This window comes from Streptomyces sp. NPDC111656, from assembly GCF_055656965.1.
Genome location: NZ_JBVKCA010000001.1, coordinates 39,889 through 57,879, shown reverse-complemented (window position 1 = coordinate 57,879; position 17,991 = coordinate 39,889). Strand labels below are relative to the sequence as shown.

Annotated in this window: 21 protein-coding genes; 8 read left to right on the top strand and 13 right to left on the bottom strand. The window is 70.8% G+C overall.

The window, feature by feature from the left end; all coding sequences use genetic code 11:
- Window positions 1-106: 106 nt before the first annotated feature.
- Both tuf and ACZ7M3_RS00295 read right to left on the bottom strand, forming a co-directional pair.
- Window positions 107-1,285 carry an elongation factor Tu gene (gene tuf, locus ACZ7M3_RS00300; RefSeq protein WP_472059770.1) on the bottom strand — a complete coding sequence of 393 codons (1,179 nt, stop codon included), beginning with the start codon at window positions 1,283-1,285 and terminating at the stop codon, window positions 107-109.
- Between the two features lie 353 nt (window positions 1,286-1,638).
- The gene (locus ACZ7M3_RS00295; RefSeq protein WP_472059769.1) at window positions 1,639-2,373 is read right to left on the bottom strand and encodes a DNA alkylation repair protein; all 735 of its coding nucleotides are present in this window, start codon (window positions 2,371-2,373) and stop codon (window positions 1,639-1,641) included.
- Window positions 2,374-2,422: 49 nt separating this feature from the next.
- Between ACZ7M3_RS00295 and ACZ7M3_RS00290 the strand changes: the two genes are divergently transcribed.
- Complete coding sequence (locus tag ACZ7M3_RS00290; protein ID WP_472059768.1) at window positions 2,423-3,202, top strand: TVP38/TMEM64 family protein; 780 nt, start codon at window positions 2,423-2,425, stop codon at window positions 3,200-3,202.
- Window positions 3,203-3,318: 116 nt separating this feature from the next.
- On the opposite strand, the gene ACZ7M3_RS00285 is transcribed toward ACZ7M3_RS00290, so the two are convergent.
- The gene (locus ACZ7M3_RS00285) at window positions 3,319-4,488 is read right to left on the bottom strand and encodes a thiolase family protein (protein ID WP_472059767.1); all 1,170 of its coding nucleotides are present in this window, start codon (window positions 4,486-4,488) and stop codon (window positions 3,319-3,321) included.
- A gap of 102 nt (window positions 4,489-4,590) precedes the next feature.
- On the opposite strand from ACZ7M3_RS00285, the gene ACZ7M3_RS00280 reads away from it, so the two are divergent.
- Window positions 4,591-5,052 (top strand): winged helix-turn-helix transcriptional regulator, encoded by a 462-nt coding sequence (locus ACZ7M3_RS00280; RefSeq protein WP_472059766.1) that lies wholly within the window; start codon window positions 4,591-4,593, stop codon window positions 5,050-5,052.
- Window positions 5,053-5,118: 66 nt separating this feature from the next.
- Here the strand turns inward: ACZ7M3_RS00280 and ACZ7M3_RS00275 are convergent, their stop codons facing one another.
- The 3 genes from ACZ7M3_RS00275 to ACZ7M3_RS00265 are packed head-to-tail and all read right to left on the bottom strand — an operon-like array spanning window position 5,119 to window position 7,987.
- Window positions 5,119-5,850, bottom strand: coding sequence for a cupin domain-containing protein (locus tag ACZ7M3_RS00275; RefSeq protein ID WP_472059765.1), 732 nt, complete (start codon window positions 5,848-5,850; stop codon window positions 5,119-5,121).
- A complete protein-coding gene (locus tag ACZ7M3_RS00270) occupies window positions 5,847-6,788 on the bottom strand; it encodes a DUF6807 domain-containing protein (protein WP_472059764.1) in 942 nt (313 codons plus the stop codon). The genes ACZ7M3_RS00275 and ACZ7M3_RS00270 overlap by 4 nt, the downstream gene beginning before the upstream one ends.
- Window positions 6,785-7,987, bottom strand: a complete 1,203-nt coding sequence (locus tag ACZ7M3_RS00265) for a Gfo/Idh/MocA family protein (RefSeq protein ID WP_472059763.1) — start codon at window positions 7,985-7,987, stop codon at window positions 6,785-6,787. The genes ACZ7M3_RS00270 and ACZ7M3_RS00265 overlap by 4 nt, the downstream gene beginning before the upstream one ends.
- 356 nt (window positions 7,988-8,343) lie before the next feature.
- On the opposite strand from ACZ7M3_RS00265, the gene ACZ7M3_RS00260 reads away from it, so the two are divergent.
- Window positions 8,344-9,219: an undecaprenyl-diphosphate phosphatase gene (locus tag ACZ7M3_RS00260; RefSeq protein WP_095855925.1), complete on the top strand. Its 876-nt coding sequence runs from the start codon at window positions 8,344-8,346 to the stop codon at window positions 9,217-9,219.
- Between the two features lie 20 nt (window positions 9,220-9,239).
- Here the strand turns inward: ACZ7M3_RS00260 and ACZ7M3_RS00255 are convergent, their stop codons facing one another.
- Window positions 9,240-9,512: a carboxymuconolactone decarboxylase family protein gene (locus tag ACZ7M3_RS00255; RefSeq protein WP_472059762.1), complete on the bottom strand. Its 273-nt coding sequence runs from the start codon at window positions 9,510-9,512 to the stop codon at window positions 9,240-9,242.
- Complete coding sequence (locus tag ACZ7M3_RS00250; protein ID WP_472059761.1) at window positions 9,509-9,814, bottom strand: carboxymuconolactone decarboxylase family protein; 306 nt, start codon at window positions 9,812-9,814, stop codon at window positions 9,509-9,511. The genes ACZ7M3_RS00255 and ACZ7M3_RS00250 overlap by 4 nt, the downstream gene beginning before the upstream one ends.
- Before the next feature lie 209 nt (window positions 9,815-10,023).
- On the opposite strand from ACZ7M3_RS00250, the gene ACZ7M3_RS00245 reads away from it, so the two are divergent.
- Together ACZ7M3_RS00245 and ACZ7M3_RS00240 are read left to right on the top strand one after the other, a co-directional pair.
- A complete protein-coding gene (locus tag ACZ7M3_RS00245) occupies window positions 10,024-10,371 on the top strand; it encodes a winged helix-turn-helix transcriptional regulator (RefSeq protein WP_472059760.1) in 348 nt (115 codons plus the stop codon).
- Between the two features lie 99 nt (window positions 10,372-10,470).
- On the top strand, window positions 10,471-10,650 hold the full coding sequence (locus ACZ7M3_RS00240; RefSeq protein ID WP_075032584.1) for a hypothetical protein: 180 nt from the start codon (window positions 10,471-10,473) through the stop codon (window positions 10,648-10,650).
- A gap of 60 nt (window positions 10,651-10,710) precedes the next feature.
- Here the strand turns inward: ACZ7M3_RS00240 and ACZ7M3_RS00235 are convergent, their stop codons facing one another.
- The 4 genes from ACZ7M3_RS00235 to ACZ7M3_RS00220 all read right to left on the bottom strand — a co-directional run bounded on the left by ACZ7M3_RS00235 (window position 10,711) and on the right by ACZ7M3_RS00220 (window position 14,095).
- Window positions 10,711-11,451 carry an SDR family NAD(P)-dependent oxidoreductase gene (locus ACZ7M3_RS00235; protein ID WP_472059759.1) on the bottom strand — a complete coding sequence of 247 codons (741 nt, stop codon included), beginning with the start codon at window positions 11,449-11,451 and terminating at the stop codon, window positions 10,711-10,713.
- 131 nt (window positions 11,452-11,582) lie between these two features.
- Window positions 11,583-12,128 (bottom strand): hypothetical protein, encoded by a 546-nt coding sequence (locus ACZ7M3_RS00230; protein WP_472059758.1) that lies wholly within the window; start codon window positions 12,126-12,128, stop codon window positions 11,583-11,585.
- Between the two features lie 260 nt (window positions 12,129-12,388).
- Window positions 12,389-13,090, bottom strand: a complete 702-nt coding sequence (locus ACZ7M3_RS00225) for a maltokinase N-terminal cap-like domain-containing protein (protein WP_472059757.1) — start codon at window positions 13,088-13,090, stop codon at window positions 12,389-12,391.
- 3 nt (window positions 13,091-13,093) lie between these two features.
- Entirely contained in the window at window positions 13,094-14,095 is a 1,002-nt protein-coding gene (locus tag ACZ7M3_RS00220) for an LLM class flavin-dependent oxidoreductase (RefSeq protein WP_472059756.1), read from the bottom strand.
- 116 nt (window positions 14,096-14,211) lie between these two features.
- On the opposite strand from ACZ7M3_RS00220, the gene ACZ7M3_RS00215 reads away from it, so the two are divergent.
- Window positions 14,212-14,697, top strand: a complete 486-nt coding sequence (locus ACZ7M3_RS00215; RefSeq protein ID WP_472059755.1) for a nuclear transport factor 2 family protein — start codon at window positions 14,212-14,214, stop codon at window positions 14,695-14,697.
- Between the two features lie 127 nt (window positions 14,698-14,824).
- Window positions 14,825-16,435 (top strand): apolipoprotein N-acyltransferase, encoded by a 1,611-nt coding sequence (gene lnt, locus ACZ7M3_RS00210; protein WP_472059754.1) that lies wholly within the window; start codon window positions 14,825-14,827, stop codon window positions 16,433-16,435.
- Here lnt and ACZ7M3_RS00205 read toward each other — a convergent pair.
- The gene (locus ACZ7M3_RS00205; RefSeq protein WP_472059753.1) at window positions 16,353-17,264 is read right to left on the bottom strand and encodes a Gfo/Idh/MocA family protein; all 912 of its coding nucleotides are present in this window, start codon (window positions 17,262-17,264) and stop codon (window positions 16,353-16,355) included. The genes lnt and ACZ7M3_RS00205 overlap by 83 nt on opposite strands.
- Window positions 17,265-17,399: 135 nt before the next feature.
- On the opposite strand from ACZ7M3_RS00205, the gene ACZ7M3_RS00200 reads away from it, so the two are divergent.
- A complete protein-coding gene (locus ACZ7M3_RS00200) occupies window positions 17,400-17,912 on the top strand; it encodes a DinB family protein (protein ID WP_472059752.1) in 513 nt (170 codons plus the stop codon).
- Window positions 17,913-17,991: the final 79 nt, after the last annotated feature.

The window sequence follows — 17,991 nt, the reverse complement described above, 5'->3', positions numbered from 1 at the left end:
GTCGCTGCCGGACCGCGCGGCCGCGGCCTCTCCGATGGGGATCGATACGAGCCGATGCCCGCTCCCGCCGTAGCGGGAGCGGGCACCCTCGTCCTGCCCTCGGCCGTCAGCCCACCGAGGTCACCGTCCCCGCGCCGACCGTCCGGCCGCCCTCGCGGATCGCGAAGCCGAGCCCCGGCTCCAGCGGCGTCTCGCGCCCGAGCTCGACCGTCATCGTGACGGTTTCACCGGGCCGGGCGACCGCGCGTTCACCGAGGTCGACGTCGCCTACCACGTCCGCGGTGCGGATGTAGAACTGCGGCCGGTACCCGGTGGAGACCGCTGTCGTACGGCCGCCCTCGCGCGTCGACAGGACGTACACCTGCGCCGTGAAACGACTACTGGGGACGACGCTGCCGGGCGCGGCGACGATGTGCCCGCGGCGTACGGCGTCGCGGGGCACCCCGCGCAGCAGCAGCGCCACGTTGTCCCCTGCCTGCGCCTCGTCCATGGGCTTGCCGAAGGTCTCCAGGCCGGTCACCACCGTGTCGACGGCCGCGCCGAGCACTTCGACGCGGTCGCCGACCCGGATCGTGCCGCGCTCGACCGCGCCGGTGACGACCGTCCCGCGCCCGGTGATCGTGAGCACGTTCTCGACCGGCAACAGGAACGGCGCGTCGAGGTACCGCTCGGGCATGGGCACATAGGTGTCCACCGCGTCGAGCAGCGCGTCGATCGCCGCCGTCCAACGGGGGTCCCCCTCAAGAGCCTTGAGGCCGGACACCCGTACGACGGGTACGGACTCTCCCCCGTAGCCGTGCGCGGAGAGCAGCTCGCGGACCTCCAGCTCCACGAGGTCGGTGAGCTCCTCGTCGCCCGCGTCGGCCTTGTTCAGGGCGACGACGATGTGGTCGACGCCCACCTGCCGGGCGAGCAGCACGTGCTCGGCGGTCTGCGGCATGATCCCGTCGAGCGCGGAGACGACGAGAATCGCCCCGTCGAGCTGCGCGGCGCCGGTGACCATGTTCTTGACGTAGTCGGCGTGACCCGGCATGTCCACGTGCGCGTAGTGGCGGGTGTCGGTCTCGTACTCGACGTGCGCGATGTTGATGGTGATGCCGCGCGCGGCCTCCTCCGGCGCCCGGTCGATCCGGTCGAACGGTACGTATCGGGTACTGCTGCCGGAGCCGCGCTCGGCGAGGACCTTGGTGATGGCGGCGGTCAGGGTGGTCTTGCCGTGGTCGACATGACCCATCGTGCCGATGTTCAGGTGCGGTTTGGTGCGGACGTATGCCGTCTTGGACATGGCGGTACCTCGAAGCCTCTTGAGTGTCAGCGGAGCTGAGTGATGGCCCCGGCGCTCAGCGGCCGGGACGGGGACCCCAAGGACTTGCCGACCCTCCCCCTGCGGGGTCCGCCGGACGATCCGGGAAGGGTCAGCTTCGGGCGCCGTCGACGGCGGCCACGATGATCGGGACGGCAGCCTTCGGCGCATCCGCGACTGCGGATGCTGCGAAGAGGAAGGCGTGCCGGAACATGAGGCGATCATCGCCGACGTATCCGGCCACGTCGAATGGTTTTTCTCGCCACGGAGGCGGTTGTTGCGGGTGTTTCTTTCGGTGTGTCGGGGGTCGAAGTGTCTGGTCTGCGGTTGATGCGTCAGGAGCCGATGTTCTTGAGTGCCTCACGTACGGAGAGGGGAGCGAGCCGCCCCCGTTCCCGGGCGACGAAGGCCCGTACCGCCTCCGGATCCGTCTTCGCGTACTCGCGCAGACACCAGCCGATCGCCTTGCGGACGAAGAAGTCGGGATGCCCCGACTGCCGTACGCAGTAGGCGAAGAGCCGCTCGGTGTCGGTCGTCTCCTTGTAACGGAGCTGGTGGAGCAGGGCCGTACGGGCGACCCACAGGTCGTCGTCCTCGATCCACGCGTCCATGTCGCTCCTCAGCTTCGGATCGGCGGCCACGAGGCCTCCCACCACGTGGGAGGCGAGTGCGTCGACGGTGTCCCACCAGGAGACCGTGCCGATGAGATGGCGCGTCACCGGGAGGAAAGCGGAAGAGAGTTGCCTCACATGACGGCGCAGGTAGTCGACGGCGAAATAGTGGTACTCGCGCTCCGGCAACGCCCAGCAGCGCAGGGCCACGGCGGTGCAATCGGCCTCTACAGGGGCCGCTGTTGCGAGGAGGACCGTGCGGGACAGCGCGCGGCGATCGGGCGTGGTCAGACCGAGGAAGGGGGCGACGTCCTTCATGTACGCGCCCATGGACACGGCCCGTTCCGGATCGGCCGCCGCGCCGTAGGTGGCGGTGAGCCGTTCCAGCACGGTGTCCGCGAGGGAACTGTTCGGCACCTCGAACCGCGCACCCGACGTTCCGGAAGCTGTGACGCCCATGAGACGAACCATACGGCGATCACACACACGGGTCGGTTAGTGTCGCCGAATGCTCGATGCCACCACCCGCTCTGGGGGCACCGCCACAGCCGTTCCCCCGGCTCCCGTCGCTGAGCTCTCCCTCGCCGCGGAGTTCGCCGTCTCCACGCCCACGGGCCTCGCCGCCCGTTGCACGAGAGTCCTGCTCTCGCCCTGGTCGCGGCTCTCCCTGCTGCTGGTGCTGCTCGCGGCGGCCGCGTCGAGCGTGCTGCTCTTCGAACCGCAGCGGCTGCTGTCCGACGGCTGGCCGCCACAGCTCAGCGGCGCCGCGGCGGCCGTGGTGTTCTCGGTGGCGTACGGGCTGTGCACGGTGGCGTTCGTGCCCCGGCCGCTGCTCAACCTCGCGGCGGGCGCGCTCTTCGGCTCGCAACTGGGCCTCGGCACCGCGCTCGCGGGCACGGTGCTCGGCGCCGGCGTGGCGTTCGGGCTCGGCCGGATCCTCGGGCAGGACGCGCTGCGCCCGCTGTTGCGCGCCCGCTGGCTGAAGGCGGCCGACGGACAGCTCAGCCGGCACGGCTTCCGCACGATGATGATGGCCCGGCTCTTCCCCGGCGTGCCCTTCTGGGCGGCGAACTACTGCGCGGCCGTCTCCCGCATGGGCTGGCTGCCGTTCCTCCTCGCCACCGCCCTGGGATCGATCCCGAACACCGCCGCGTACGCCGTCGCGGGCGCCCGGGCCTCGGCGCCGACCTCTCCCGCCTTCCTGATCGCCATGGGCTTCATCGCGCTGCCGGCCCTGGTCGGCGCGGTGGTGGCCTGGCGCAAGCGCCACCACCTGTGCGGGGACTGATCAGTGCCGGGGACTGATCGACCTCCGGCACTGATCAGTCCCCGGCACGGCGGCTCTCGGCACGGCGGCTCTCGGGGAGGCGGCTCCGGGCGGCGGACGACCCGGGCCGTCCGGGGTTACACGGCCTCGATGACCATCGCGTTGGCGAGTCCGCCCGCCTCGCACATCGTCTGCAGGCCGTAGCGGGCCCCGCGCTCGCGCATCGCGTGCACGAGGGTGGTCGTCAGCCGGGTACCGCTCGCACCGAGCGGGTGGCCGAGCGCGATCGCCCCGCCGTGCACGTTGACCCGGGACAGATCCGCGCCCGTCTCCTGCTGCCAGGTCAGGACGACGCTCGCGAAGGCCTCGTTCACCTCGAAGAGGTCGATGTCGCCGAGGGCGAGCCCCGCCTTGCGGAGCACCTTCTCGGTGGCCGGGATGACGCCCGTGAGCATCAGCAGCGGGTCGGAGCCGGTGACGGCGAAGCTGTGCAGGCGGGCGAGCGGGCGCAGGCCGAGCCTGGCCGCGGTCTCGCTCGACGTGATCAGCACGGCCGACGCGCCGTCGTTGATCGGGCTCGCGTTACCCGCGGTGACGGACCAGTCGATCTGCGGGAAGCGCTCGGCGTAGGCCGGGTCGTAGTAGGCGGGCCTGAGCCCCGCGAGTACCTCCGTGGTGGTGGCGGGCCGGACACTCTCGTCGCGCGTCACGCCCTCCAGGGGCGCGACCTCGGCGTCGAAGCGGCCGTCGGCCCAGGCCGTGGCCGCCTTCTGGTGCGAGCCCGCCGCGAAGGCGTCCATCTGCGCGCGCGACAGGCCCCACTTGGCGGCGATGAGCTCGGCGCTGATGCCCTGCGGCACCAGGCCCTCGGGGAAGCGCGCCGCGATCCCGGGTCCGAAGGGATCCTCGGTGCCTCGGACGTTCGAGCCCATCGGCACACGGCTCATCGACTCCACACCGCAGGCGACGACCATGTCGTACGCCCCCGACAGGACGCCCTGGGCCGCGAAGTGCACGGCCTGCTGGGACGAGCCGCACTGGCGGTCCACGGTGGTCGCGGGCACCGTCTCGGGGAAGCCCGCCGAGAGCGCCGCGTACCGGGTGATGTTCGCGGCCTGCTCGCCCACCTGGCTGACGGTGCCGCCGATGACGTCGTCGATCAGCGCCGGATCGACTCCGGAGCGCTCGACGAGCGTGCGCAGTGTGTGGGCGAGGAGCTCCACGGGGTGGACGTGGGCGAGGGAGCCGTTCGGCTTGCCCTTGCCGATGGGGGTGCGTACGGCTTCGACGATGACGGCGTCACGCATGGTTGATCTCCAAACTCACCGAGTTTGTTTTCCAAACCCACTAGGTGACTCGAGAGTAACTCAGTGGGTTGGACAAGCCAACCCACCCCCTAGACTCGTGGCATGAAGCACGCCCGCCCCTGTTCGATCGCCGACACGCTCGCTCTCGTCGGCGAGAAGTACTCACTGTTGGTACTGCGCGAGGTGTCGCTCGGCGCCACCCGCTTCGACCAGCTCGTCCGCAACATCGGCGCACCGCGCGATGTGCTCACCGCCCGCCTGAAACGGCTCGTCGACGCGGGCGTACTGGAGAAGGTCGAGTACAGCGACCGACCGAAGCGCTACGAGTACCGGCCCACCCAGGCCGGTCTGGAACTGGAGCCGGTGCTGCACACGCTGATGGCGTGGGGCGACCGTCACCTCCAGGAGGGCGGTTTCCGTCCCATGGTGCTGGAGCACACCTGCGGCCATGAGCTGGTCCCGCAGGTCGTGTGCCGGGAGTGCGGCGAGGTGGTCGAGCACGGCCACCTGACGGCCCACCCGCAGACCCCGGGCTGGACGGCGACGGGGCCGGCGGTGGCGTAGGGACGAGCCTGCACCGGCTCAGGGACGGACCCGCGGTGGCGCGGGCCCGGAAGAACCCCTTAGGGGCTAATCGGTCCCCTTGTAGACGTCGAGCCGTCCGCACATCCCGAACTTGCCGTGCGCGGACGGCTGTTCGGCCCGTACGAGGGCGTCGGCGAGGTGGGAGACATCGCCCCGCTCCAGCCGGTCGAGCTGCTCTCCCGTGGCCGCGGCGGCGGCCTCGGCGCCGCGCCGCCACCGCTCGCGCCACTCGGCGAGCCGGGGCCGCACCAGCGCGGCGGCGGCCCGGTGGAACGCGGCGAGCGGCTCGGGGCCGTCCGCCGCGCGCAGCGCCCGGTAGCCCTCCAGGGCGAGGTCCCGCCGGGCGCGAGCGACCCGCTCCCGCTCCGCCTCGGGCTCGTCGGCCGGGATCACCGTCGCGGCCGCGTACGTCTCGGGGTCGGTCAGGTACTCCGGGGGCAGGGTGAGCACGGCGTCACCCGCTTCGGGGAGGCCGTTGTTCTGCATGAGGACGGTGATGCGCAGGTCGTCCTCGTTGACCAGGCGATGGATGGTGCCGGGCGTGAACCACGCGACGGTGCCGGCTTCGAGCGGTGTGACCTCGTACCCGGACGTCGTCAGCGTCTGCACCGCTCCGCGCCCGCCGGTGACGACGTACGCCTCCGAGCAGGTCAGGTGCAGATGGGGGGTGCCGCCGGAGACTCCGTCGGGGGCGGGCCAGTCGTACACGCAGAGGTGCGAGACCGCGACGGCGCCCGGCAGCCCGGTGAACACCGGGGTCTCGTGCGCGCCGCTCACCACGGGTGCTCCTCCAGGTACTTGGCGACCTCCTCGCGCTCCCAGGCCCCGTCGGCCACGACGACGCGATAGCGGCGGGTGAGGGTGGCGCCGGAGGCGAGTTCGAGCTCTTCGAAGAAGGCGAACGAGGGGGCGACGGCGGCGAACGGATCGTTGCGCACGAACCAATGGGCCGGGTGGGCGCCGCCCTCCCCGGTGTGGTCGTTCTCGGGACCGTGCGCGAAGACCAGCGTCGCGTGGCCGTCGGCGCCGTCGTGCTCACCGGAGTACGCGAGCCAGGGCGCCTGCTGCCCCATCAGGCCGGGCCCTTCGGAGTCCGGCCCGATGATCCGGCCGTCCCGGAAGGCACGCGGTCCGCGCCAGAACAGGCCCGTGTAGCCGGCCATCTCCCGCCCCGCGGTGGTCGGGCTGCCGAAGCGCAGCGCCTCGTCCCGCCGGTTGGTGACCGCGGTCGTCCAGGTCAGCGCCCAGGAACCCGACGCGGGATCGACGTCGTGCACCTCGACGCGGCGCTCCTCCTCGGCCCACAGCTCACCGTCGTACGGATGCCAGGTGAGGCGCTCGGCGATGACCGCGCGGCTCCCGTCCGAGACCGCCTCGTCGAAGCCGACGTGGGCCATCGACCCGACGCGCTCCGGGAGTTCGAGGTATCCCTCCCCGTGGACGTAGGTGTTGCCGCCCCACAGGTTGGTGCCCGACAGGTGGGAGGCCGTCATCTGCAGGCCCTTGTGCCAGCGGTGGTCGTTGGGCCGGTAGTCCGTGACGATGTCACCGGCCAGCGTCCTGAGGGGGTGCAGATACGGCTTGGGGGCCTCCCAGGCCGCCTCGGGCCGGTAGACGTAGCTCAACAGTTCCACGCCGGTGGTCGTGTCGCTGATCGTGATGCGATCACCATGGGCGTGGACGATACGCAGCGCACCCTGCGCGGACTCGGTCATGCCGACGCCTCCTGGCTCACGGTGGACGCGGACTCGCCAGCGGACACGGCGGGCGGCGCCCAGCCCGGCGCGCCCCCGTGCAGGGCCGTGTAGAACGGGTCCCCGGGCCCGACCTCCCCCGCGCGGACGGTCGTGTCCGTGAACGCCGACTTGTAGAGCGCGGTGATCAGTTCCAGACTGGTGCGCCCGTCGACGCCGCTGCTGCGCGGCCGCTCACCCGCGCGCATGCTCGCGACCAGCTCCCGCAGCTGCTCCAGATGCGAGCTGGGCACGTCCGTACCGAAGTCACGCCAGGCCGCCACGTCCTCGTCGGACACGTCGGGGGCCGGGGTGATCCGCCAGTTGTCGTTGCTGTGGCCGTAGAGGTGCGTGAGCTCGACGGTGGCGCGTTCGCAGTCGATACGGATGCGGCTCACCTCGTCCGGGCTCAGGACACTGTTGACGATCGTGGCCAGCGCGCCGCTCTCGAAGCGGACGAGGGCGGTCGAGACGTCCTCCGTCTCCACGTCGTGCACCAGGCGCCCGGCCATCGCCCGCACCTCGCTCCACGGCCCCATCAGGTCCAGGAGCAGGTCCATCTGGTGGATGCCGTGCCCCATCGCTGGCCCGCCGCCCTCGGTCTCCCAGCGCCCGCGCCAGGGCACGGCGTAGTACTCGGCGTTGCGGTACCAGGTGGTCTGGCAGTGCGCGACGAGCGGGCGGCCCATGGTCCGCTCGGCGATGAGGCGCCGCACGTGCCGGGACCCCGAGCCGAACCGGTGCTGGAAGACGATGGCGGCGTACGGGCCCCCGTCCTTCCCCTCCTGCGCCTCGACGGCGTCGAAGTCGGCGAGCGTCAGGACCGGCGGCTTCTCGCACCAGACCCAGGCTCCGGCGCGCAGCGCGGCGACGGTCTGGTCGCGGTGCAGGGTCGGCGGGGTGCAGATCGCGACCAGGTCCGGCCGCTGCTCCTCCAGCATGCGGTCCAGATCGGTGTACGCGTGCGGGATGCCCGCCTCGGCGCAGAACTTCTGGACGGCGTCCTCCGCGATGTCGACCGCGGCGACGATCTCCGTCTCGCCGTCCTCGGCGAGCCTGGCGAGCGCGGGAACATGGCTCCCGCGCGCGATGGCGCCCGTACCGATGACGGCGGCCCGGATACGGCGGCCCTCGAACGGGGTCGCGGGACGGTTGGGGGCGGACTCGGTGCTCTTACTCATGTACGTGATCAGCGCTCCATCGGACGTGACGTCAGACGTTGGCCAACGCATGGTGTCACCGAGACGGAACCGGTGACAGCAAGCGCTTTCTCTTCTGTTGCAACGTATGTGCCGGTCCAGCGGCAGGTCAACACCCCGGTCGCCCCGTGGACAACGTTGCCCACCGGCTCGGCACAGGACCGTCACGGCCCCGCCCACCGTCCGCCGACTGCTCCACCGCTGTCTGCGCACGAAACCCCTGTGGCCGAGCTGTCCTTGGGGGACGCTACGCTGCCACCAACACCCGTGATCACCGCGCACAGCGGCTCGGCGTGCCCGTCGCCCCTTTCCGATCAGCGCTTGGACCACCTCACTTCATGTCTTGGTTTGAATCCCTCATCCTCGGACTCGTCCAGGGGCTGACCGAATTCCTTCCCGTCTCCTCCAGCGCGCATCTGCGCCTGACGGCGGCGTTCTCCGGCTGGGAGGACCCCGGAGCGGCCTTCACCGCGATCACCCAGCTCGGCACGGAGGCGGCGGTACTGATCTACTTCCGCAAGGATGTCGGCAGGATCCTCGCGGCGTGGTTCCGCTCGCTCACGAACAAGGAGATGCGCCGGAACCACGACGCCCAGATGGGCTGGCTGGTCATCGTCGGCTCCATACCCATCGGCGTGCTCGGCCTGACACTCAAGGACCAGATCGAGGGCCCGTTCCGTGATCTGCGGATCACCGCGACGATGCTCATCGTCATGGGCGTGGTCATCGGCATCGCCGACCGTCTCGCGGCGCGTGACGAGACCGGCGGGAAGCACCGGGCGCCCAAGCAGCGCAAGGCCCTGGAGGACCTGAACGTCAAGGACGGCCTGCTGTACGGCCTCTGCCAGGCGATGGCCCTGATCCCCGGCGTCTCCCGGTCAGGCGCGACCATCAGCGGCGGCCTCTTCATGGGCTACACCCGCGCCGCGGCGGCCCGCTACTCCTTCCTCCTCGCCATGCCGGCCGTGCTCGCTTCGGGCGCCTTCGAGGTCAAGGACGCCACCGCGAACGGCCATGTGTCGTGGGGGCCGACCATCTTCGCGACGGTGATCGCGTTCGCGGTCGGTTACGCCGTCATCGCGTGGTTCATGAAGTTCATCTCACACAAGAGCTTCATGCCGTTCGTCTGGTACCGGATCGCGCTCGGCATCGTCATCATCGCGCTGGTCTCGACCGGCGGCCTGAGCCCGCACGCGGCCGAGTCCGCGGGCTGACGCTCACCGAAGGCACCCCCTCAGCCGCCCGGGCGGTCCGTCCCTGGCAGGGCGAGCGCCCAGGGTTCCGGTTCGATCCGCGCGCCGTTGGCGACGTACGCGATCGTGCGGTACCAGCCCGCGAGGACCAGCAGTTCGAGGACTTCGGGCTCGTCGAGGTGTTCCCGCAGTCCGCTCCAGGCCGCGTCGCCCACCCGGGCCGTGTCGTGCAGCTCGTCGACGGCACGGAGCAGCGCCGCCTGCCGGCCGGACCAGGCCGGATGGTCGGGTCCGCCGGTCGCCGTGAGCGTCACCTGCCGCGCGGTGAGTCGGCCGTCTCCGCGTACGTCGCCATGTGGACGCCCCACTCGTACGCGCATCCGGAGCGGGCGGCGACGCGGGCGATGACGAGTTCTCGGTCGGCGTCGCTCAGCCGGCCGTGGACGAGGAGGCCCGCGCCCAGCGCCCGCATGCGTGAGGCGAGTTCCGGGTGGCGCTCCAGCACCTTGAACAGCATCAGGGGCTCACGGGCGACACCGGGCGGCATCCACCGGTGCAACGCGCGGTCGGTCCCGGGCTCGTAGGGCGGCATGACGCCGTCGATGCGCTGCTTCATGACGCGCAGCCTTGCGCTTCTGAAATCGAAGCGCACGGGTAGGGGGTGAGCGACTCCCAGCGAGAGGTACTCACTTGGGCACGACACCCGCGCCGAACCATTCGACTGCCGGCATTGCGCGGCGGGGCGGTCCGGGCCCCGTCAGCCCCGCATCGAGCGTTCCCGTCCCCGGCCGCCCCGTGCGCGGCTCGGCCGGCGGTCGTCCCGTCATGGCGGCACTGAATCTGCTCGGCCGGCGCTGGACGCTGCGGGTCATCTGGGAACTGCACCGCAACGGCGCCCCGATCGGCTTCCGGGACCTCCAACGCCGTTGCGACGACATGTCGTCCAGCGTCCTGTCCACGCGCCTCACGGAATTCCGCGAGGCAGGCATCGCCGCGTCGACATCGACGGCGGCGCAGCCGGCGTGGCATCTCACCGCGCTCGGAGACGACCTGGTCACGGCGATGGGGACCGCTGCTGGACTGGTCCCGTGCCTGGGCCGAACGGCCGTGATCGACGAGGCCTTCCAGGGCGCTCAACTCCGGGGCCGGTGTGTCGTCGTACGGATCGGCTGAGCCCGTTCGCGTCACTCCGCGTCGGCCGTGACGAACCGCATAGGGGATGAGTAGCCGTCCGGTAGCGCAGTGTCAGTCTTTGCCCCTAGGCTGGTGCGCATGTCCCCCGATTTAATGTCCTCTGGTTCCGTGCGGTCCGCTGCAGCGCTGAACGAGCAGATCCGCGCCTTGTGGATGCGCGCGGGCGGCTCCCTCTCCGCCCAGGAGCGCGCGGAGTACGAGCTGCTGGTCGTGAAGTGGGCGGAAGCGATACGCGGAGAGGTCGTCGAGGCCGCGTGAGATCGGGCATGGGAACCGGCACGAAGTCCAAGGGCCGGTGACCGGCACCCCTGTCGGGGCTCACCGTCCCCCGGACACCCGCAACACCGCCCCCGTCGTGTACGACGCGTCGGGCGACATCAACCACGCGATGGCCGCGGCGACTTCCTCGGCCTGACCGACGCGGCGCAGCGGAATCGACGAGGCGGCGCGCTCGGCGCGGCCCGGATCTCCGCTGGTGGCGTGCATCTCCGTGGCGATCATGCCGGGTGCGACCGCGTTGACGCGGATGCCGTCCGGGCCGAGTTCCTTGGCGAGGCCCACCGTCAGGGCGTCGACGGCGGCCTTCGTGGCCGCGTAGTGGACGAAGTCACCGGGGCTGCCGAGTGTGGCCGCCGCCGAGGACACATTGACGATGACGCCACTCCCCCAGGCCGCCATGGACCGGGCGGCCCGCCGCGAACACAGCAGCGTGCCCAGCAGGTTGACGTCGACCACTCGCCGTAGATCGGCGGGGTCGGTGTCCGCGAGCCTGCCGAGCGGACCGGTCACACCGGCGTTGTTCACCAGTCCCGTCACCGGCCCGAGCCGGTCCGCGGCAATGTCGAAGAGCCGGTCGACGTCGTCCTCGTCGGAGGTGTCCACGCGTACCGTGACGCAGCGGGCCCCCGCCGCGCGGACGGCGCTCGCGGTCCGCTCCGCAGCGGCGCCGTCGCGCACGTACCCCACCGCCACATCGTGTCCGTCCGCCGCGAGACGCGCGCACGTCGCGGCACCGATCCCCCGGCTGCCGCCCGTGACGACGGTGACATGGCGTGTCATACGTGCCTCCTGGTGGCGAACGGGCAACCCGGGTCCGTATCGAGCCCGTGCTCGTCGTCGATCACTCTACGATCGAGGACGCACCGTCGGGCAAGGGGTGAGGGTGCGCCAACACGCCCCATGGATACGTCCTAGGCGACGGTGTCCGTAGCGACGTACGGCACGCGGAACACACGGCCTCGGGGCCCCAGCAGCCCGGGGACGCCCCGCCACAGCACGGCCCCGTTCTCGCGCTCCCAGCCCGCGGTCGCCCGAGACCGCGCCCACTGGGTCAGGGCAAGCGTGACCAGCATGACCGGCGGCATCACTTGATGGGACGCCAGGCCGATGAACAGCAACCAGCAGGCCATGACACCCACGAATCCCGCCGTGCGCCGCAGCGACAACCGCCGTACCGCGTCCTGCCCGTCGCGCGGTGCGGCGACGCTCTCGATCAGCGCGGCATCGTCGTAGGTGCGGCGCAGGCGGGCGGGGAGACGAAGACCCAACGGCAGCAGCAGCACGGACACGAAAACGAGCGCTGTCGCTCCCACCATCAGCGTCTCGCGGTCGTGATCCGTGCCGACCAGGGCAAGCAGCACCGCTTCGGAAAGCACCGCGCCCGCGGCCATCATCAGCGCGGAGATCCGCTCCAGATACACCACGCGTATCAGCCCGTCGCGCGCGTCACCAGCCACCGTCGTACCCCTCTCACCACCCGGACGCCCCCACGGGCAGGCAAGATCCAACTCCGGGCGGAACACGAGGTCAATACGCGAGAGTTCGAGAATGCGCGGTCTTGACCACCTCTTGGCCGATGCGCGGTCTTGACCGATGCGCGGTCTTGACCACCACGTCGCCGATGCGCGGCCGAGTTGGCGAGCATCGCGCCCGACCGACCGCTCCGGCTCGGCTGTCGACGCCGCTCAGCCGCCCGTTCCCCATCACGACAGGCCGGTCAACGCGCCGTGTCTCGCAGGACGGCAAACAGCCCGCGGCTCTCGTCGTCGTTCTTCGCACGCCAGTCGGCGACGAGATGTCCTCGGGCCGCCCTGGCCGCAGGGGAATGGGCAGCCTGTGTGTCAGACCGGAGGACACGCGTCACGTCGATGGTCACGGCGCCCGCCGGCTGACCGTGCGGCCCGGCTTCTTCCTTGGTTTCCACCACGATGGCGGTGCCGTGCTGCCGGTCGTCGACGACTGCCGACGCGATCACGGTGGAGAAGCCGACTCCGGTGAAGTGGCTCGTGACGGAGGGGGCGGGGGTGTCGGTCTCGCTCTGCGCCTGCGGCTCGGCGCGGCCCTGGAGGAGATCGAGCAGTTGAGCGACGAGGACCGGGTCATGGGTCCCGTCGTACACCCACCGCCGTCCCAACACCCCATGTTCGGACGTGCCGATGAGCGCCCGATCGGCTCCGTCGAGCGGCGCCCCACGGTAACTGAGCGGCACGTGGTACGAGCGCGGTCGCTCGCCGGAGTTGTCCGTGACCACCATGAACTCGATTCCCACCTCCCCTTGGGGATCATCGAGCCGGAAACCACCGGCCTTGGTCAGGTGCGGCTCACTCGCCGTGCCGATGTACCACGGCTGCCTGGGAAGCCAGGCGGCGAGGAGCTCCAGCTTGCTGGGCGTCATCGTGGTCTTGTAGATCACAGCCATGCTTCATGAACGTCGTCCGGCCGCACGAGGTTCCTCCATGACGTGCTGCCTGACGAGTTCGTACGACCTCAGTCGGTCGGCCAACGCGTAGACGGGCGTCACCAGCATGAGTTCGTCCGCACCCGTCAGATCCACCAGGTCCGTCAGGTGCTTCGCGACGGTCTCGGGTGAGCCGTGTGCCTGATGGGCACGGAAGCTCGTCAGCACCCGCGCTTCTTCCGCGGTGAACGAGTGGGCCGCTGCCTCTTCGGGCGTGGGGAAGGGACTGTCGCCTCGCCCCTTGAGGAGTCCGGCCTTGACGACATCCATCGGGCCGGCCAGCCGGGCCGCCTCCTCATCGGTCTCGGCGCATACCGTTTCCACGCAGATCAGCACGCGCGGCCGCGCGCACCAGCGGGAGGGGGAGAAACGCTCGCGGTAGTGGCCGAGCGCGGCCAGGGTGTTGTCGGGACGAATGTGATGGGCGAAGGCGATCGGCAGCCCGAGTTCCGCGGCGAGCGCAGCGCCGGCCGTGCTCGAGGACAGCAGCCACGGCTCCGGGAGCGGGCTGAGCGCGACTTCGTCCACCAGGAAACGCAGAGTCGACGACACGTCGTCGCGGTACTCGTCGTCCGTTGTCGGACCGGCCCCGCGGCGCAGGGCCCGCGCCGTGGAATCGTCGAAGGTACCCGGACCGCGGCCGATACCCAGGTCGATCCGGCCCGCGTGCAGTGCGGACAGCGTGCCGAATTGCTCCGCCAGCATGATCGGGGCGTGGTTCGGAGCGAGAACGCCCCCGGAGCCGAGACGGATGGACGACGTCAACGCGGCCGCGTGGGCGGTCAGGACGACGGGCGGGAACGCTCCGATGGCCGGCGAATGGTGATGCTCGGCGTACCAGAGTCGCAGGTAACCGAGATCTTCGAGACGCCGGGCGAACTCGGTGCTGTCTCGTAACGTGTCTGCGGCTCGGGCGCCCGTTTGGACCATGGCCACTTCGAGCGCGCTGAGCGGTACGGTGATCATCCGATCAGTATAGAAATAGCCCATCCGTGCCAACTCCCTTTGCTTGCGAGGCGGAGTTATGCACCTGTTGGCGCACGCCCCTTGGCTGCGCACCTCCCGTGGCCAACACTGAGCCGATGACGCAGCGTGTGGAGCTCGCGACCGTGATGGACCGATTCGCCGTGGACGGACTCGTCACCGAGTACGCGGTGGCCGTCGACGACGGCGACTGGGAGGCGTACCGGAGGCTGTTCGCACCGGACGGACGCGCCGACTACCGCTCGGCCGGCGGTATCGAGGGCGGCGCCGACGAGGTCGCGGGATGGCTCGCGCAGAGCATGGAGCTCTTCCCCATGCGCCAGCATCTGATCGTGAACCGGCGACTGCGGTTCGGGTCGCTGGACCAGGAAACGGGCGACACGGCCCGGGTCCAGGCGGACTACATCAATCCGATGCGGTTCGCGGGCCACGACGGTGGGTCCACCGCGCCCGACTTCGTGTGCGGCGGCCGGTACGCCTTCGGACTGGTCCGTACGGACCTGGGCTGGCGCCTGCGCGAGGTCGTCGTCCAGGAGAAGTGGCGGCGCGCGCCGCAGCCGGGCCGGGAACCCGTCACCACCTGACCGGACGCGCCGACCGCAGGCCGCCCGAGTAGCTCCCCCTGACCGGAAAGCCCTGACGGGATGCCCTCTGTCGGAGATCGTCGCCGACGCGCACACTGGAGGCATCCCCCGGGGAGGGAGGCCCTGTATGAAGAGGCCCGAGCGTTGGCCCGAGCGTTGGCTGGGCAGTGGGCCCGATCTTTGGTTCGCCTCCCCGTGGCGGCGCGCGATCGTCGCCGTGCTGGCCGGCGCACTGCCGATGCTCGCCTTCCCCGCCCCTTCGTGGTGGTGGTTCGCGTACGTCGCCCTGGTGCCCTGGATCCTGCTGGCCCGCTCGGCCCCGACGGGCAGGCGGGCCGCCTACGACGGCTGGTTGGGCGGGCTGGGTTTCATGCTGGCCGTGCACCACTGGCTGCTGCCGAGCCTGAATGTCTTCACGGTCGTCATAGCGGCACTGCTCGGCGCGCTGTGGGCGCCCTGGGGCTGGCTCGTCCGGCGGTTCCTCGGCGGGGTGCCCTCGGCGGGGCGGGTCGGAGCCGCGCTCCTCGTCCTGCCGTCGGGGTGGCTGATGGTCGAACTCGTCCGGTCCTGGCAGGGCCTCGGCGGGCCCTGGGGACTGCTCGGGTCGAGCCAGTGGCAGGTCGGTCCCGCGCTGCGGCTCGCGTCGGTAGGCGGGGTGTGGCTGCTCAGCTTCCTGGTGGTCGCCGTCAATGTGGCGGTCGCCGTACTGGCCGCGGTGCGTGAGTCCCGTGTGCCCGCCGTCGCCGGACTGGTCGCGACGGCCGCCGTGACCTCGGCGACCTGGGTGTGGTCGCCGCGCCCGGACGTGACGGGCCAGGTCCGGATCGCCGTCGTACAGCCCGGGGTGATCGGCGGCGCGGACAGTGCCGAGGCGCGTTTCTCGCGCGAGGAGGCCCTCACCCGCACCCTCGCCGGACAGGACCCCGACCTCGTCGTCTGGGGTGAGAGCAGCGTCGGCTTCGACCTCGCGGACCGCCCCGACCTGGCGAACCGGCTCGCCGCGCTGTCCCGGCTGACCGGCGCCGACATCATGGTGAACGTCGACGCGCACCGCTCCGACCGGCCCGGGATCTACAAGAGTTCGGTCCTGGTGGGACCGCATGGCCCGACCGGCGACCGCTACGACAAGATGCGGCTCGTCCCCTTCGGCGAGTACATACCCGCGCGTTCCCTCCTCGGCTGGGCGACCTCGGTCGGGAAGGCGGCGGGTGAGGACCGCAGGAAGGGCACCGAGCAGGTCGTGATGAACGTCGGGCACGGACTGCGCGTCGGCCCGCTGGTCTGCTTCGAGACCGCCTTCCCCGACATGAGCCGCCATCTCGCCCAGGACGGGGCCGGGGTGCTCCTCGCACAGTCCTCGACCTCGACCTTCCAGCACAGCTGGGCCCCCGAGCAGCACGCCTCGCTCGCCGCGCTGAGGGCCGCCGAGACCGGCCGCCCGATGGTGCACGCGACGCTGACCGGCGTCTCCGCCGTCTACGGCCCGAGCGGCGAGCGGATCGGCTCCTGGCTCGGCACGGACGCGAGCGCGGCGGTGGTGTACGACGTACCGCTCGCGCGCGGTGTCACCCCGTACGTCCGGTTCGGCGACTGGCCGGTGCACGCGGCGCTGCTGATCCTGGCGGGACTGTGCGCGACGGAGGGCTTCCGGGCGTTCAGGCCCCGGCGGACCGCTCCTGAACCGCTCGTACCACCCGCTCGCACAGTTCATGAGTCGCCAGCGCGTCACGGGCGCTGAGTACCTTGCCCGCGCGCACCACGTCGAGGAAGGCGAGCACGCCCTGCTCGATGCCGCGCTGCCGGGCCACCGGCACCCAGTCCCCGCGCCGCCGCACCGAGGGCTGCCCCTTGTGGTCGATCACCTCCGCGAGGTTGACCACCTGACGCTTGCTGTCCTGCCCCGAGACCTCGAGGATCTCCTCCGCCGAGCCGCTCAGCCGGTTCATCACGCCGAGCGCCGTGAAGCCGTCCCCGGCGAGTTGCAGCACGACATGGTGCACCAGGCCGCCCTCGACTCTGGCCCGCACGGTCACGTCGTCGATCGGCCCCGGCGCCAGGAACCGCAGCGTGTCCACGACGTGGATGAAGTCGTCGAGGACCATCGTGCGCACGTCCTCGGGCAGCCCAATGCGGTTCTTCTGCATCAGGATCAGGTCGCGGGGGTGATCGGCGCACTGCGTGTACCCGGGCGCGTGACGCCGGTTGAAGCCGACGGCGAGGCTGACGTTCCGCTCCTCCGCGAGCCGCACCAGACGCTCGGATTCGGCGAGTTCGTACGCGAGCGGCTTGTCGACGAAGGTCGGCACGCCCGCCTCCAGCAGCCGCGTCACGATCTCGGGGTGCGCCACGGTGGCCGCGTGCACGAAAGCCGCGTCGAGGTTCTGCGCCAGCAGATCCGACAGGTCGGTGTGCCGCTGCTCCGGCGGCAGGTGGAGGCTGTCGCCGACCCGGGCCAGGGTCGCGGGCGTCCGCGTCTGCAGATGCAGCTCGACCCCCGGCTGGACACCGAGCACGGGCAGGTACGCCTTCTGCGCGATGTCGCCGAGTCCGATGCAGCCGACCTTCACCAGGGTCTCCTTCAGTTACGACGCGGTCTTCGCCGGAAGCATACGGCCGCCGTGGAAGGCGGGCAGGGGCTCGGCGACCGTCGGGGGGTAGGAAAATCCCTGGTGAACGGCCGTGCGCCGGACGAAAATACGGGCATGACGAAGCAGCGCACCGAACCCGCCACCAACGCCGACGAACGGTCCATGCTGGAGGGCTGGCTCGACTACCACCGCGAGACCCTGGAGATGAAGTGCGCGGGTCTCGACGACGCCCAGCTCAAGACCGCCTCGGTCGAGCCCTCCGAGTTGTCCCTGCTCGGTCTGGTGCGGCACATGGCGGAGGTGGAGCGTGGCTGGTTCCGCAAGGTTCTGGTGGGCGACGACCCGGGGCCGATCTACTACAGCGAGGAGGACCGGGACGGAGAGTTCCATCTCACCGACGCGGACACCTGGGACGAGGCGTACACCACCTGGCAGGCCGAGATCGGGATCGCCCGGCGCAACGCGGCTCGTTTCACGCTGGACGACGCATGCGAGGGCAGGAGCAAGTTCACCGAGGACCCCATCAACCTGCGGTGGATCTACACCCACATGATCGAGGAGTACGCGCGTCACAACGGTCACGCGGATCTGATCCGGGAGCGGATCGACGGCGCCACGGGTGAGTGAGGCAGGGTGATGCGGCGTCGGGTCACCCTGCGGACACCGGCGCCCTCCGCAGGAGCGCAAAGGTCACCCGTGTGGGGCA